This window comes from Mesorhizobium sp. WSM4983, assembly GCF_029625765.1.
GTDB lineage: Bacteria > Pseudomonadota > Alphaproteobacteria > Rhizobiales > Rhizobiaceae > Mesorhizobium.
This window is the reverse complement of the sequence record NZ_JARTVM010000015.1, coordinates 1-14,026: the sequence shown is the minus strand read 5'-3', so window position 1 is coordinate 14,026 and position 14,026 is coordinate 1. Positions and strand designations below refer to the sequence as shown.

22 protein-coding genes are annotated in these 14,026 nt (G+C 59.0%); 9 read left to right on the top strand and 13 right to left on the bottom strand.

Features of this window, described 5'->3' with window-relative positions:
- Nucleotides 1–151: 151 nt before the first annotated feature.
- Nucleotides 152–562 carry a hypothetical protein gene (locus P9254_RS27265; protein WP_278056260.1) on the top strand — a complete coding sequence of 137 codons (411 nt, stop codon included), beginning with the start codon at nucleotides 152–154 and terminating at the stop codon, nucleotides 560–562.
- 19 nt (nucleotides 563–581) lie between these two features.
- Here P9254_RS27265 and P9254_RS27260 read toward each other — a convergent pair whose 3' ends face one another.
- Together P9254_RS27260 and P9254_RS27255 are read right to left on the bottom strand one after the other, a co-directional pair.
- Nucleotides 582–851 (bottom strand): DUF6894 family protein, encoded by a 270-nt coding sequence (locus tag P9254_RS27260; RefSeq protein WP_278056262.1) that lies wholly within the window; start codon nucleotides 849–851, stop codon nucleotides 582–584.
- Nucleotides 852–933: 82 nt separating this feature from the next.
- Nucleotides 934–1,137, bottom strand: a complete 204-nt coding sequence (locus tag P9254_RS27255; protein WP_278056264.1) for a hypothetical protein — start codon at nucleotides 1,135–1,137, stop codon at nucleotides 934–936.
- Nucleotides 1,138–1,755: 618 nt separating this feature from the next.
- Between P9254_RS27255 and P9254_RS27250 the strand changes: the two genes are divergently transcribed.
- From P9254_RS27250 to P9254_RS27230, 5 genes are all read left to right on the top strand, one after another.
- Entirely contained in the window at nucleotides 1,756–1,959 is a 204-nt protein-coding gene (locus tag P9254_RS27250; protein ID WP_278056265.1) for a hypothetical protein, read from the top strand.
- Nucleotides 1,960–2,303: 344 nt separating this feature from the next.
- A complete protein-coding gene (locus P9254_RS27245) occupies nucleotides 2,304–3,251 on the top strand; it encodes an ATP-dependent DNA ligase (RefSeq protein WP_278056267.1) in 948 nt (315 codons plus the stop codon).
- Nucleotides 3,251–3,628, top strand: a complete 378-nt coding sequence (locus P9254_RS27240; protein ID WP_278056269.1) for a hypothetical protein — start codon at nucleotides 3,251–3,253, stop codon at nucleotides 3,626–3,628. The genes P9254_RS27245 and P9254_RS27240 overlap by 1 nt, the downstream gene beginning before the upstream one ends.
- A 90-nt stretch (nucleotides 3,629–3,718) precedes the next feature.
- Nucleotides 3,719–3,964, top strand: a complete 246-nt coding sequence (locus P9254_RS27235; protein ID WP_442920345.1) for a DUF768 domain-containing protein — start codon at nucleotides 3,719–3,721, stop codon at nucleotides 3,962–3,964.
- A 164-nt stretch (nucleotides 3,965–4,128) separates the two neighbouring features.
- Complete coding sequence (locus P9254_RS27230; protein ID WP_278056271.1) at nucleotides 4,129–4,527, top strand: hypothetical protein; 399 nt, start codon at nucleotides 4,129–4,131, stop codon at nucleotides 4,525–4,527.
- Nucleotides 4,528–4,931: 404 nt separating this feature from the next.
- On the opposite strand, the gene P9254_RS27225 is transcribed toward P9254_RS27230, so the two are convergent.
- The 3 genes from P9254_RS27225 to P9254_RS27215 form a co-directional block, all read right to left on the bottom strand.
- Nucleotides 4,932–5,363 carry an SgcJ/EcaC family oxidoreductase gene (locus P9254_RS27225; RefSeq protein ID WP_278056273.1) on the bottom strand — a complete coding sequence of 144 codons (432 nt, stop codon included), beginning with the start codon at nucleotides 5,361–5,363 and terminating at the stop codon, nucleotides 4,932–4,934.
- Entirely contained in the window at nucleotides 5,338–5,766 is a 429-nt protein-coding gene (locus P9254_RS27220; protein WP_278056275.1) for a hypothetical protein, read from the bottom strand. The genes P9254_RS27225 and P9254_RS27220 overlap by 26 nt, the downstream gene beginning before the upstream one ends.
- A gap of 1,300 nt (nucleotides 5,767–7,066) precedes the next feature.
- Nucleotides 7,067–7,279: a hypothetical protein gene (locus P9254_RS27215; RefSeq protein WP_278056276.1), complete on the bottom strand. Its 213-nt coding sequence runs from the start codon at nucleotides 7,277–7,279 to the stop codon at nucleotides 7,067–7,069.
- A gap of 316 nt (nucleotides 7,280–7,595) precedes the next feature.
- On the opposite strand from P9254_RS27215, the gene P9254_RS27210 reads away from it, so the two are divergent.
- Entirely contained in the window at nucleotides 7,596–7,889 is a 294-nt protein-coding gene (locus P9254_RS27210; RefSeq protein ID WP_278056277.1) for a PilZ domain-containing protein, read from the top strand.
- Between the two features lie 79 nt (nucleotides 7,890–7,968).
- Here the strand turns inward: P9254_RS27210 and P9254_RS27205 are convergent, their stop codons facing one another.
- The 8 genes from P9254_RS27205 to P9254_RS27170 all read right to left on the bottom strand — a co-directional run bounded on the left by P9254_RS27205 (nucleotide 7,969) and on the right by P9254_RS27170 (nucleotide 12,821).
- A complete protein-coding gene (locus P9254_RS27205) occupies nucleotides 7,969–8,130 on the bottom strand; it encodes a hypothetical protein (protein WP_164749232.1) in 162 nt (53 codons plus the stop codon).
- A 125-nt stretch (nucleotides 8,131–8,255) separates the two neighbouring features.
- Nucleotides 8,256–8,507: a hypothetical protein gene (locus P9254_RS27200; RefSeq protein ID WP_127239571.1), complete on the bottom strand. Its 252-nt coding sequence runs from the start codon at nucleotides 8,505–8,507 to the stop codon at nucleotides 8,256–8,258.
- A 452-nt stretch (nucleotides 8,508–8,959) separates the two neighbouring features.
- Nucleotides 8,960–9,340 (bottom strand): MucR family transcriptional regulator, encoded by a 381-nt coding sequence (locus P9254_RS27195; RefSeq protein ID WP_278056280.1) that lies wholly within the window; start codon nucleotides 9,338–9,340, stop codon nucleotides 8,960–8,962.
- A 302-nt stretch (nucleotides 9,341–9,642) separates the two neighbouring features.
- Complete coding sequence (locus tag P9254_RS27190; RefSeq protein WP_127246298.1) at nucleotides 9,643–9,999, bottom strand: hypothetical protein; 357 nt, start codon at nucleotides 9,997–9,999, stop codon at nucleotides 9,643–9,645.
- Nucleotides 10,000–10,813: 814 nt separating this feature from the next.
- On the bottom strand, nucleotides 10,814–11,023 hold the full coding sequence (locus tag P9254_RS27185; protein WP_127246297.1) for a hypothetical protein: 210 nt from the start codon (nucleotides 11,021–11,023) through the stop codon (nucleotides 10,814–10,816).
- Nucleotides 11,024–11,444: 421 nt separating this feature from the next.
- A complete protein-coding gene (locus P9254_RS27180) occupies nucleotides 11,445–11,945 on the bottom strand; it encodes an Hsp20/alpha crystallin family protein (protein WP_278056548.1) in 501 nt (166 codons plus the stop codon).
- Between the two features lie 27 nt (nucleotides 11,946–11,972).
- Nucleotides 11,973–12,377: an Hsp20/alpha crystallin family protein gene (locus P9254_RS27175; RefSeq protein WP_127246295.1), complete on the bottom strand. Its 405-nt coding sequence runs from the start codon at nucleotides 12,375–12,377 to the stop codon at nucleotides 11,973–11,975.
- Nucleotides 12,378–12,389: 12 nt separating this feature from the next.
- Nucleotides 12,390–12,821, bottom strand: coding sequence for an Hsp20/alpha crystallin family protein (locus tag P9254_RS27170; RefSeq protein ID WP_278056281.1), 432 nt, complete (start codon nucleotides 12,819–12,821; stop codon nucleotides 12,390–12,392).
- A gap of 556 nt (nucleotides 12,822–13,377) precedes the next feature.
- On the opposite strand from P9254_RS27170, the gene P9254_RS27165 reads away from it, so the two are divergent.
- Nucleotides 13,378–13,698: a hypothetical protein gene (locus tag P9254_RS27165; RefSeq protein WP_278056283.1), complete on the top strand. Its 321-nt coding sequence runs from the start codon at nucleotides 13,378–13,380 to the stop codon at nucleotides 13,696–13,698.
- Nucleotides 13,695–13,880, top strand: a complete 186-nt coding sequence (locus P9254_RS27160) for a hypothetical protein (protein ID WP_278056284.1) — start codon at nucleotides 13,695–13,697, stop codon at nucleotides 13,878–13,880. The genes P9254_RS27165 and P9254_RS27160 overlap by 4 nt, the downstream gene beginning before the upstream one ends.
- Nucleotides 13,881–14,026: the final 146 nt, after the last annotated feature.

The window sequence follows — 14,026 nt, the reverse complement described above, 5'->3', positions numbered from 1 at the left end:
CTGGCCGATCAGAACAAGATCGACAAGACGATCGCGCCGGGCTGCGCGCTCGGCCTCTACACGCCGATTGAATGCGACCGCCACACCAAGGCGAGCGCTGATCGGCGAGCCGAAATAGCATCCTAGCAGTACGTTCTTGAACGGCGGGGCAATGGACGAGGACATCGGTATGCGGAACGCTTCTCAACAGATTGCGAAAAACGTCTTGTTGCTGGCGATCGCCAGGCTCTCGACGGCGTTGGCGCTGCCGACGATCGGCCTGCTGTTCTGGCTCTATTCCCAGTGGCAGGACACGCGCCTGATGACGATGCAAGGTCAGATCGCGGAAGCGGAAGAATCAGCTTCCGACGCGACGTCAAAGGTCACGAAGGTTTCGGAGCGGCTCTATGTCGTAGAGACGAAACAGACGCAGGATGCGGCGTCCAGCGACAAGTTCCAGAGCGCTACCCTCACGCGGCTCGACAGGGTGCAGGACTCGATTGTCGGCCTGTCCAACACCGTTGCTGCGCTGACCGCGACGCTTCAGGGCCTGGTCGATGAGCGGAAGGCAAAGCCCCCTTGAGATCCGCTGCGGTATCGGGTCAATTCTGATCGGAGCGAGGGATGTATCGCGCTTCGCCGGATGGGATCTTGGCACCGAACTGAAGCGTGAACAGGAGCCGGCTTTCCTCGTCCGTCACGTGCATGTACCAAGGGGTCATGTGTTCCCAGAACGACTCCTGCGAGTCGTCTATCATTCCGCCGGCGGCTCGAACGGCCTCTCGCCGCGCGGCGTTTAGGTCGGGCAACTCGGTTCCTGACTCGTCCGGAATGAACTCACCGTTATCGACATGGAAAAAGAAGCGGGGCATCCGGTAGGCTCCTGACAACCTACTTCAACGATGACAGTCTGAATTTGTTTCCAAGGCCGACCAGCAGAGCGGGTTCGCAGCATCAAGCCCCGTGGGAGATTGTTGTCGAATCCAGCAATGCGGCGAGAACTTCGGCCGGAGCTTTAACGCCTACGAAGCTGCGAACAAGGTCACCTGCGCGGGTTTCCCATTGTTCTCGCGGGAGACAATCCTCTACGACCGAACGCCGGAAGGCTTCTCGGATGACGTCAAAATCAAAAGCGGAAATGAAAGAGCGCTTGCTCATGGCTTCCTCCCTGCGGAATTGGGCGAAAGCACCTGAGTTGACTTCCAAGCGCCCGTTTGCCGTCAGAGGTGCGGGCGACGACAGTACCTTACACCCGCACCATGACGTGGTCACTCTCATTTGTTGTATCACTCTGGAAGAAGAAGACGACCGCCGAGCGGGGCGGGGGACCTGGGTGTGTCGACGGTCGTCGGAGGACAAGGGGCCATAGAGTCAGCAAACTGTCGCTGCGAGCGGCCCTAGCTCATCATGTGATCGATTCGGCTGGGGCGTATATAACAAATGTAAGTGTAGGATCCCACAAGGCCCGTTCGGCTCAAGAGCCCCTTCTTTCGCCCGGCGTTTCGAAGGCAGCAGCATCATGATCTGAACTGCCCAGGTTTCGGGGTCCGGGTTGCTTGGCGTCAGGTGTCCCCGACTTCATTCAGCGCTTCAGCAAGGATCGCAAGTTGTTCCGGCGTTGCGGAACATTTCGGCTACGGCTGCAGTCCGACCGGCAGGCATTTCGCGCCATGAGAGATGCGGTTGAGAGCGCCAGGCTGCGAAACACACGTATCACTACCCACGGGCGGCGGACTTGATTATTCTGAGCGGGGGTGTCCGGACGGAGGCAAAGTCATGCCTATGGGGCGGTTGACAAAGGGCGTATTCAATCCCGACGAAATAGAAGTCCTGAGCCGAGTTTTTGCGGCCACCTCTGCAGCCAACGAGACAGAGGAGCAGAAGGAGCACCGAGCCTCGCGCATTATCGCAAACTACATGGCGGGCATCACCGACGAGCGCGAGCTGATTGAGCTCTCCCGCAAGCCGCTGGGCAGATAGCAGGCCGCCACGAGCCAGCGGCCGACGCATACTGCTGGGGGGCGGGGGTTACATGAAAGCGTCGGCCGCCAGCTGGCGGGGCGCGTCATATGACGCAGGGGTAGACTAGGGGCTTTGGCCGCCCCTTCAATCACGATGCCCTGATGTGGTGAATAAGAGGTTACTATCCACAGCCGAGCGGCCGGTCCGAGCGGCTGCACAGGTTAATGCAAGCGTCCAGAAGCATCACGAATCGGCTCTGACGGCGACGGCCATTGTTCCGGCAATGCCTACACTGATCGTCTGCGTTGCTCGAATAGCCGGCCGGAAGGAATCGTTTCCGGTACGCATTTCAGCAATCGCTAATGGAACACTTATGGCTGTGCGATATTGAATCAAATTTCCAGTGTGGCGTTGAGGTTCGTATGCGTAAGCCTGCCGGCGGCGCCCGGCTCTCCTTCATCAGGCCACTGGACCCGATCCAGGTTGAAACACCGCCGGTCAGCGATGATTGGCTGAACGAGATCAAATACGACGGCTACCGAACCCAGCTGATCCTCGACTGGGCCGGCGCCCGTGCATTCTCTCGGAATGGGCACGATTGGTCGAAGCGGTATTGGCCGATAGTCGCCGCGGCGGAAAAGCTGCCAGCGGAGTCCTTCATCATCGACGGCGAGGTGATTGCGCCGGAGCCGGACGGCCGGCCAAACTTCCAGCGGATGCATTCCCGCATGGTGTGGAATGCGGAACAGCTTGCATTCGTCGCGTTCGATCTGCTCCACCTCGACGGCCAGGATCTCCGTTCGCTGCCGCTGATCGAGCGCAAGGCCAAGCTCTGGGACCTGATTAAGCCGGCCAAGGAGATCATTCAGTACAGCGACCATGTTGAGGGCGGCGGCGCCGCATTCTTCGAGGCCGTCGAGCAGATGGGCCTTGAGGGCATGGTCTCGAAACGGCGAGAAAGCCCCTATCGAAGCGGGAAGGTCGAGTCCTGGGTAAAAACAAAATGTTGGGATGTTGCCGACTTCGAACTTCTCGGCATCAAACGCGAGCCGGGCAAGCCCGCTGCGGCGATCATGGCGCGTGGAGGCCGCTATGCCGGCACGGCGTTCATAACGCTGCCCAGCGGCCTCAGGGAACGGCTGTGGAAGCGCGTCAAAGAAGCCAGCGCGTCCAAGCCTTCCCAGCGGGTGCCGAGCGCGTTTGCCGATGAAGTCGAGTGGGTGCGGCCCGGCATCACCGGCCGCGTGAAATTCCTTCGCGGCGAGCACACGCTACGGCATGCGACACTGCAGGACTTTTCGGAGGAGTGATGTCGACTGAAGTTGTTGAGATAATTCAGGGCCTGGTGGATGCAGAAACCAAAGGCTGGGACGAGAAAGAGATCGAGCCGTTTCTAGCTATGATCCATCCTGACATGGCGTGGCCGTTTGCGCCGAATGCAGACGCGCATGATCCGATCGACTGGTTATTTGTCTTAGGTCGCTTCGACGAAGAAGCCTGGCGGAAAGGCTACAACGAGCTGTTTGCCGCCCATGACCTCATCCACAATCGCCGGACCACGGCCAAGATCGAAGTTGCCCCCACGGGAGATGCAGCCTTTGCGGTGGTCGATATCGACACCCTTTGGCGAAACAAAGCAACCGGCGCCGATTTTCATTGGAAGGGACGCGTCTGCAAAATCTTTTAGAAGCTCCGGACGGGTGAATGGAAATTCTACTGGCAAACCAGTGCTCTCAATTTCCCGTCAAACCCAGAAGCGGCTAAGATAGGCACATGAATGGGGCTCCGAGTTTTCCTCAGCATGAGCGCGCGGGCTTTGAAATTTCTGGACCGATGGATGGCAGACCATCTGCCAAACGTGAGCACCGACGACCCTGGGACCATTGCCGATCTTGTCGTTGAACTCCTGGCTTCTGCCGGGCGTCAGGGCATCGCGCCCAAAGAGATATACGAGGAGGTCGACAGCGTGTTTCGCCTTGTGAGCGAAGCGATGCAGCATCGTGGGGGCGGCTTGGCGGGTTGAGACCCGAAACGGCTGCCCAGCACTCCTGGCAGCAAACGGGGGGCGATGTCAGGGAACCTAATCACTCCCTGCTGGTTACCTCCGTATCGCCGGTAACCATCACTAGACACCATTGGCGCCTGAGAGACGAAGAACGCGCTCCCGTCTGAACACGGGAGAGCGCTATGCTCCACGACCAAATGCGACTCGTGCTGCGCGCAGGGCGAGCGCACTGCGATTATAACGATGCACTAGTGGCGACCAGCAGAGAGGCGCTTGACCGCTCTTACAACCTGCTTCGCCTGACAGGCCACATGGTAGACCCACACGAGTTGATGATGCGGCGGGCTGTCGAAGCCCCGCAAGGGCCGTTACGATCGATCTCGGTTGCTGATGACAATGGTGCGGGAGCACCCCTGGGCAGGCGAGACATCCCCCGGCAGAAGGACCGCATAGCCGCATTGGAACGGCTAAATCTGGGTACCGCAAAGGCGGTCGAACTCCTTGCGCTTCTGGAAAGCCTGCAGGACCTTCACGAACAGCATTTGGCATGGCTGCAGGCAAAGGCCGAGGGCGGTACCTGACCCGCCCCAAGGCTCTTGACAACCAGCAATAGCACAGGCCAGTTTCGCGGCGTTTGAGGACCATAGGGGGAATTTTATGAAGAAGACATATGAGAAGCCCACTCTCCGGAAGCGTGAACGTCTGGCTACGGTCGCGGCTGCCCCAATTTCGGGGCCGCCCGTCGAGCCGGCTTAAGCTCGCCGGTCTCGGATCAAAGCCCGTCGGCCCCGGTCGGCGGGCTTTTTGTTTGGCTTGGAACACTTCGGCGCCGCTGCAGTTCGGTTCCTGGTCGCAGCTCCCGGGAGACGGTCGAGCGGGTCTGTCGGGTCGGTCCCGACGCAAAGAGGCCGCTCGCGGAGGAGGTGCGGCGGGCTCTTCTGCGGACTCGCCAAGTCAGTTGCACAGCTTGTTCCTTCTCGGGCGCTCACCTTCTTTCGTGGAAGGGGGAGCAAGCGCCCCTTGGAACGATGTCGGTGTTCTGAGCCACCTTTATCCGCCAGCCCGACTGTTCTTCCTTCACAACCAGAAGCAGAATGCCTTGCCGTGTTCCGGCGGGTGCGCCGTCCGGAGCTGATGCACCGGTTAGGCTCCATGTATAGTGCACCGAGGCAAGGCCGGGTGCTAATTCGACAACTGATGAGACAGCCCCCTCGAGCCGGCTGTTACGAAACATGGTTTCGTGAGTTGCGCGATGCGCCCTCGCGATTTCGGTGCGGTTCTTCCACCAAAGGCCCACGACATTGACGAAATTGGCATCCTCGGCGAACAACGCCGCGAAGTCGTCCATATCGTGTCTATTCCAGGCATCGCCAAAGGCAGTCGCGGCATCTTCAGGGTTGCTGACCACCAGTGTCATGACCAATCTCCCGTTTCGCTCGGCAATCGCTTGGGACAGTAGCGGCATCGTCAGGGGTGCAGATAGTTTCAGTTCGGAGTCTTGGTCCTGGTCCGCCTGGAAAGCAAGCGTAACAGTCTCCTTCTTCCGTGGTCCCCTCATCGAAAACCTGGAATAGTTCCGCCGCCAGTTGATTCCGCTGTTCCTTGTCTTTCTTGGCTAACCGGCGCTCGTCGCACAGCCGATCGAATACCCGCTGGAGCTTGTCCAGGTCGGCGGGCAAGTACACCTGCAACGCGACGTTGACATGGCAGCCGCCCTCGGCGCGGCGCTCATAAAAAGCGTTGGCGCGCGAAAGGAATACTTGTGCCATTATGGAACGAACGTGCGGCTTATTGATTAATAAAGCGATGGTCGGTTCCATCAGGAATGTAGCCGTCTCAGTGGCAACCTAGAAAGCCCGTCGCTTTCGCTCATTAGCTGCGACGGGCTTTTCATTGGCTACAACCTAACCGTGGATGCCTAACCCCGGAGGGTGGCGCATAATCCGTCTCTGCCCCCGCGGCGCTGCCATGGAGAACCTGGCCCATAGTGCCTCCTTCGATTCGGAGGACAAGGATGCCCCATCAAAGCCTGGGATCAAACAGCTAGGTCTTAGAAAATGTTGATGTCAGTCGCTGAAAAGGCGGCGCATAATGCGTATCTGCCCCGGCTCGCAACACGGGGTAAGAGGCCCGGCCTGTCCCGCTCTGGTCGTTCCCCGACTTCCCCGCTCGCAGGCCGGGTTGCCTCAGCTTCACCTGATGGATGAGCAGAACTCGCGGCCAGCTCTCGCCGCTCGGAAACGCCGCAGCCTAATGAGCGCGGCCATTCTGATCTTGCGACTGAAGTCCAGTTTCCATTCGCATTGGTCTTATCTGCGAAACATGCCCCTCGACGTTCGTTGTTCCAATCCCAAAATTGTAATGATCGGCGAAATGCACTGGTAAGGATGCGTGGTAATAGTTGATTCAACCATTGCTAGTATTTAATCGGTGGCGGCTCCGACAGCTGGCAGGGTGGGCTGCTGGGTGTTGCCGAAGCCGCCTGCGCGGCCGATGGGACAGACCGCGCTGTCTCAGAATTAGGACAGCGCGGTCTATAATCAGTTAAGGCTAACGTATTCCCCCCTCCCTCCTTCGTATAGTTGCAAGGTTTTAACGGAACGGACGCTCTCGGTGTCAGTTTCTGCAGGCGGTCATATCCAGCTGTCACTGGCGATTGCCGCTCAGCCCGTCGCCTGTTCCCCCCATAGCTGGCGACGGGCTGTCGCTATTATCAGCACTGCGAAAGCCTGTCGGTAAACAGACAGATGCCCGCGGGACCTACATCTTTTTTAAATGACGGCGCGCTGCTGCCCCGGCCAGATTGATGGCTCAACTTCCGCAAGGGGGTTGAAGGTGTCGCCCTTAGACGGGTGCTCCAATTTGTTAGGCGGAAAGGCATGAAGCCATGACCGACAAAAAAATAGGCGCTGGCGGCGGAAGCGGCTTTGAGATCGCTATGGTCGGCGTCATCGTTTTCGCTGCGATGGGCCTGATCCTAGTCGCAGCTACAGGGATGCGTTGAACCGCCCTGAAGGAAAGGCGAACAAAGCGTCAGGGACGAGCTTTCCATCGCCATCTGGTGACGATTCTGATGACGCAGACGGCGTTGCCGATCACATCGGCTGGGCGCTTCTGGACTCAGGCCCGGTTGGCATCGGCACGTTTCTCCTGTGCGCTCTTACAGAGATCATCTAATTTGTCGCGGATCCGATCGTTATCAAGCAATAGCTTGGCGCGCCGGAAACCTTTGCTACGAAGCTCCTGTTCGATGGCTTGCCATCCTTCACAGTCGCCCGATGCGGCAAGTTTCCCAGCCTGGCGCCACATGCGCACGTCACTCTTTTGCGACACGCGGTTCCTCCATGCTTCAACGGGATGGCGGGCATCTGCTACCGACGAGGAAGGTGACGCATTTCCTCCCGGCTCCATCAAATGCCGTAGCGAGGATTTGGTTTCAGCGCAGGGACCAAAGCTTCAGCCGGTACGACTTATGTCCCGGCTGAACTATTCACCGATGCAACAGCTGCCGACGCGTTGCCCGGGGACTTTGGGTCACAGGACAATCCTGGCAGGAAACATCGCCCGGGCATAAAATCTGGAATGCTGAGCCTCAGGGATAATCTCGGACTCGACGGAGCGCTGGAAGACCGTTCACGTTATAAGCCTTATGGAAAACCCACCTCCAGACAGTCCCCGTCGAGAACATCGCCCGCGCGTGCTGAAGAGCGGAACGATCATCACGGGTTTCCAAAACTCGGAAATCAGCTGCTCTCTACGCAATCAGCACTCCCAAGGAGCCGAGCTAAGGCTCGCCGCGGACATTCAGATTCCAGCACGCTTTCTGCTCTGCGTTCCAGTCGACGGGATCGCTTACAGGGCTGTTGTTCGATGGCGAAGGAATGACCGCGTAGGCGTCGAATTCGAGGGTACGGAGCCAAAGCCGAAGTTCCATTACGGTTGAATGCCGAAGGCGGCACCTGATGGACAAGAGGCAACCAGCGGATAGGGATGAACGTCCGAGGTGATGATTGGACGGCGGGTCACGCGTTGCCTTCGATCGAGCTTTCTTCGTCCAGCGCATAGGGCACCGGAAAGTAGGCTTTCGCCATCAGCCATTCGCCGACGATCGTTCTGACCAGTTCCGCCTTGGAGCCCCCATTTCCGACCTTGGCAACCAGCCGCCGCGGTTTCCTCGCCAGCATCAGGTTCGGGATTAAGGGGCGCTCTTGAACCAAAAGAGGGTGGGGTATCCCAATAGAATATCCCACTCCCTTCACCAGATGGTCTTCACCGCCATGCCACGGTTTCCCGCATGACATGGTCGTAATCAGTTACTATTCCCCGGTCCGGTCGTCGTGGTCGACGTTGAGCAATTATTGCAGTCGGTCTTGCCGTTATTGATCTGCCCGCTCGGTCCGGTCGATGTCGTTGTCGTTGTCGTCCCATTATCGTTGTTGGGTGGGTTTCCGCTGTGTCCCTGTTCACTGGTGGTTGTCGTCGAGATGCCTTTAGGGTCAGCAAACGCGGGAGCGGAGACTGCGAATGCAAGCGCTGTCGTGACGATAAGGATCGTTTTCATTTCGTTCCTCCTGACATGCTACGCACGCCGCATCATTGGAACGCGGCACGGGCCTCCTAATGCCGCGCCGAAACGGTAAGTTTAGACATACCTAATATTCAATGCAATTGAATCGCGGCATGCCTGCATCAGCATTTCGGGGGAGCACACCTGCAAAGTGACTCAGTCGCCGGATCTGTTCTACTTAAAGCGGCTTAGTTCGCAATCGCGCCTACCGGGAGGCCGGGAACATCCTACCAGGCTCTTGCCTTTCTGGCGGTCTCACATTTACTGCCTATATGACGCATGGGTGGCCCGGTAGCCTTTGGGTGTGGCTTTGGGGGCGGCCACCGGGCCTTGGCCGGCTGGGGTAAGAGCCGACGAGCCAGCATATGCGCATCTGCTAATAAAGGGAAATTCAGCCAAAGGGCGCTGATCGACACGTGATGCGCATCCTCGCTGGTGCGGCGACCTCATTTTCGGAGGTCTGCAGGCTTCCGCTGAAAGCCCAACGCCTTCGCCAATTCCGATCGCCGCTCCGCATAGTTCGGCGCCACCATCGGATGGTCTGCCGGCAGGTTCCATTTCGCGCGATACTGCTTAGGTGTGAGACCGTGATCGGTCCTCAGGTGCCGCTTGAGCGACTTGAACTTCTTGCCGTCCTCCAGGCAGATGATGTGATCGGGGAAGACCGAGCGCTCCGGGTCGACGGCAGGCTCCTGCTTTGGCAGCAGGGCTGCGCCAGTGAGCGAGTAATACACCGACGCGATCAAATCCGCCAAGTCGGTTACCGAGACGAGATTATTGCTAACATAAGCGGAGACGATGTCGGCGGTGAGGTCCACTAGTGACATGCGAAATCTCTTTTGTCTGACAAAGCCTCTCTATTTGAGGAAAGTGAGCGGCGCAATGGCCGCGGTTGTGCAACGGAGTGCTATAGACTGAATATTGAGTCCCTTTCGGTCAGGAGTGCCCATCCGCCGAAGCTCCGTGCCAACAATCGCGTCTCCACTGACAGGACCTTGAACAGGTCATATTCGCGATTATAGCGGCGAAGGTAGTTTTGGACGTTCTTGCGATCGCGCCTTCAAGCACGGCCCGGCATCACCGGCCGGCTTCGCAAGGCGGCGCAGCCGCAGCAAATAATCCGGCCTTGTCAGTAACGGCACACCCGCACGCGTTCCAGCACCCGGCGGTGATGATGCCAATGCCTCACCCACTTGACGTGGCAGTGGCGATAGTGGCGGTGCCGGTAGTGGTAGCGATGCGGATAGCGGGCCACGTAGCCGGGATAGTAATCGCCGTAATAGCGCGGGCCGTAGTAGCGGCCGCCATAGTCGTAAAACGGACCGCCGCCGTAGAAAGGACCACCGTTGAATGGGCCACCGTAGAACGGGCTGAAGCCGCCGAATGGACCGAAACCGAGACCGAAGAACCCCTGCGCATCCGCAGGCGCGACCGTGGCTGCCGCGGTGGCAACGGCGATCACTGAAGCAAGTAGCAGTTTTTTCATGGCAACCTCCTCCTGAAGGCTGATCATCGGTTAAACGCGGCGTAGCAAACCATGTTCCCGGTCGCTAATATTCCCGGTTGCACGAGGAGATTGCCGCGAAGCGGCGACAACGGGCCGGTATGGAGCCCGCTCGCCCCTCACGAGCGGACTCTTGGTCTTCTGACTCGGAAACCTATTTCGTCCGGATGAGCGACGGCTGGACCTTCCAGGAACTTATCGAGGCGGGCATGTCGGTCACTGGCGGCTGCCTCGATTGCCATCGTCACCACAAGCTCGATCTGCCGGCGCTCCGCGACCGCTTCGGCGCTGATGCTCCGGCTATGGAATGGGATCTGCGGCCGAGGATGAAATGCGCCGTTCTGTGGCGGCAAGCGCGTCACGCTGACCTATTCGCCAGACACCAGCCCAAAAGAGCTTCACCGCAAAATAGTTCTTAGCTGAATATGGAGCGTGCTCTCGCGGACGCTCAAAGACGCGAATGGGCGCCCGGCCTGCGAGGAGTCGGGGGACGCTGAGAGCTAACAGGCCGGGCCGTTTGCCCTGTGTGAGGAAAGGAGGGCATGTCCGTACTATGCACCACCTTTCGACGGCCTGACAGTAGGACTTTAGTCGAAGCTAATAAAAAGCCCGTCTCAGCTAATGAGCGTAAGCGACGGGCTTCCTGCGATTACAGCGGCTACAGAGTCGGGGGAACACTCGACCGCTTACTTGCTAACCACTGATCCGGGTTTTCGTTCCATAATGGGACAGTAATGCCGCGCTGAGGGCCGCCTGGCGGGCTAGCTTACCAAAGCCGGGCGACGGACCTGCTTTGCTATCCAGGCCGCGTTGAGTCGTTGCGCGTCGGAGTTTTCGATCTCATTTCAAGTGCGCGCCGGAACGCAATAGCACCCACATCGCAACCGTGCTTGGAGGGGCCGTTCGAGCTGATGACGATCTTGGCTTGCGCTACGGTCAAACCGTACTTCTCAGCGAGTGTCTCGGGATCGTAAGTGTCTTTCCAAAGTTCGATTGTCTTGGACATGCAGCCTCCAGGCGAAAATGGGGTAGGCAATACCAAAGCCCGCCGCCGGGAGGATTTGGCGACGAGCTATGGAATGGACACAGTAGCGGAACATGACGCTGGGCTAATAAAGCGTCGGGCCTGGCTTTTGTTCCAACCCCTTGGCAAGCCTCCTATATCGCCCAGCATGACCGGCTGGACTCTCCAAGGGCTGATCGACGCGGGCATGTCCGTCACCGGGGGCTGCCTCGACTGCCAATGGCATCATCGGTCATGCCAGGTACAGCATACGCCAGAAACACCTAGCGCCAACTCTGAGCCCGATCCGGACGGACGTGCTCCGACCGCGCCATCTTCGGAGCCCGGCGGTCGTTCAGCTTGGCGTAGTATTGAAGATGCGGCGGGGGCGTCCGCCGCATCGACCTCTTTGCCCTTCGCGGCTTCAGTCGGTTTTCACCTCGATCTTCTTCACCCGCGAGAGTGCTTCTTGGGTCTTTGGAAGCGTCACCGTCAGGACGCCATTCTTGAATTCGGCGTTCGCCTTGTCCGTGTCCACGACGTAGGGCAGCGGGATGGAGCGATAAAACGAACCGTATGAGCGCTCCGACAGGTGGTAGCCCTTCTTGCTCTCCTCACGCTCGCTCTTCTTCTCGCCCTTGATGGTGAGGGTGTTGTCCGTCAGCGAGACATCGATGTCCTGCCGGTCAATGCCGGGAAGCTCGACCGAAACCTCCAGCGTGCTGTCGGTTTCGGCGATGTCGGTTCGTGGGCCCCCGACTTCCCGGCGGCCGAGCGCGCCGAAGGGTTGATCAAACCGTCTCCAGAAATCCTCGAAGATGCGGTTCACGTCGCGCTGCAGGGAAAAGACGGGGTTGTCCTCCTCCCGCTTCGCAATTTCGCCGCCCTTATTGTTGCTCCATGGAATCAGGTCTCTGATTTGCATCGTCAACCTCCTTTTACCCTCCATTGCTTAAGCCATCTTGAGTTGGATTTTGCGAGCCTTGGCCGGCGCCGCCTTGGGCAACACCAGTCGCAGGACGCCGTTCTTCTGCGACGCCTCGATGCCATCGCGGTCGATGTCCTCGGATAAGGTGAAGACGCGCTCATAATCGCCGGCGCTATATTCCGCATAGACCTGACGATAATTCTCATGCTGTTGATCGGCCGCGTAGCCGCGGATCGCCAGTGTCCGTTTCTCAAGGGTGATATCGACCCCATCCGAGGCGACGCCTGGCATATCGACGAGAAGGACCACGTTGTCCTGCGTCTCATAGATGTCGGCGCGCGGTATGAACATGGGCCGCGAGCGGGTCCGCTCCCCTCCGTCAAGCTTGCTGGGGACCTGGCGTTCGGTGGTCTTCAGTTCCTGAGCCATGTTTTCCTCCTCTCATCCCTTGATCTCGATCTTCTTCGGCCGATCGGCTTCGGGTCGACGCAGCTCGACCTCGAGCAGCCCATTGGCAAAACGTGCCTCGACCTGTTCCGGATCGACGCGGAACGGCAATTGCACCGTCCGCGCGAAGCTTCCATAGGGGCGCTCGCGACGGTGCCAGATGGATTTCTCGTCCTCCGCCCCGGCTTGGCATTCGCCCTTCAATGTAAGTGTGTTCTCGCGCACCGTAAGATCGACCTCATCGGGCGCGATCCCAGGCAGTTCGGCTGTCAGCGCTACGCTATCCTCTCCGACCCAAAGGTTGACCGGGGGAAACTCTTGGGCCGCACTGGTCAGGCCGGCCAGGCGCTGATTCACTTCCTGTTGCATGCGCCGCATTTCCAGAAACGGATCGAATCCGACGCGGCCCAAATCCGATAGCAGCATGGGTATCCTCCTTCGATTGACACCAGACGTTGCAACGCACGAAGCGCGCGTGCACCGGAGCGAACTGGATCGAAGGCAATCGGGGCGCGATCAGGCATGATCGAGACGGCCGAGAGCGCCAACTCGCAATCGCGAGGAGGGGGGTTCGGGCAAACGCCGGAACACATCCTCTATGCGAGCGACATGAACCGAACTCGATCCATGATAGGACCGTCGTTCCCGTGCCAGGACCCGATAGCGGCATCCGGCAAAAATGAGTTAGGTGAGGCAAAATTGCGTTTCAAGAGGTGATGAGACGCTCGGCGAAGGGCGCGGCGAGAGCCCGCGCGCAGATTTCCGGGCGACCCGAAGAGCAATCCTACATCACGAACGAATCATCCCGCAGCAAGCCTACTCGGGCGCTGCAAACGATCGAGCGGGTTGGCGCCTCGCCGTCACAAGGCCGGCTCGCTACAACTCCTTCGCATGGCCTGCTGCTCTGTGTGATCTATGGGACAGACCTAAAAGATTCCACGGCGGTCTTGACGATCAAGGAAAATGTTCCTCTTTTGTTCTCATGCCCGAGACCTATGGCCCGAAGCGGCGCGACTATCCGTTGTCGACCCTGAACGACACCATGCGCCTGGTTCGGGTGCGGTGCCGCTATTGCAAGCAGCAGCACAATTATCATCCGTCGGATCTGATCCAAATCTTCGGTGATGTCGACGTCGACTCGCTCGCCTACCGCATGAGATGCGAGAACGGCGGCGATCACGGCATGCTCGATGTCGAGGCCTTCGTCCCGACCGGCCGCGAAGGCGTCGGCTTGCGCATCCGGCGCCTGGTGGCGATTAAGATCAACCGGGTGCCGATTTGGAAGGAGGAAGGTCCGAAATGACGAACGACCAATTCGAACGCGCGCTTGAGGCTCTGCTCGCGGCCGACCCCGGGCCGGTGTCGATCAAGGCCGGCGTAGCCGCGCTGCGCGCGATCGGGAGCGAGGAGCCGGATGGCGAGCTGCAATCGCTGGTCGGAACGTTCGCAGCCGAACGGGGCAGGGCGATACGTTTTGACCTCTGAAGCGAGCAGGGCGACGACCGTCATCGGGCCTGACCGTGAGTTTCAGGTGGGATATCAGGTGGGAGGTAAAATCGGGAGGAAGCTAACCGATTGTTTTTTCTGGTCGGAGTGGCAGGATTTGAACCTGCGACCCCATCGTCCCGAAC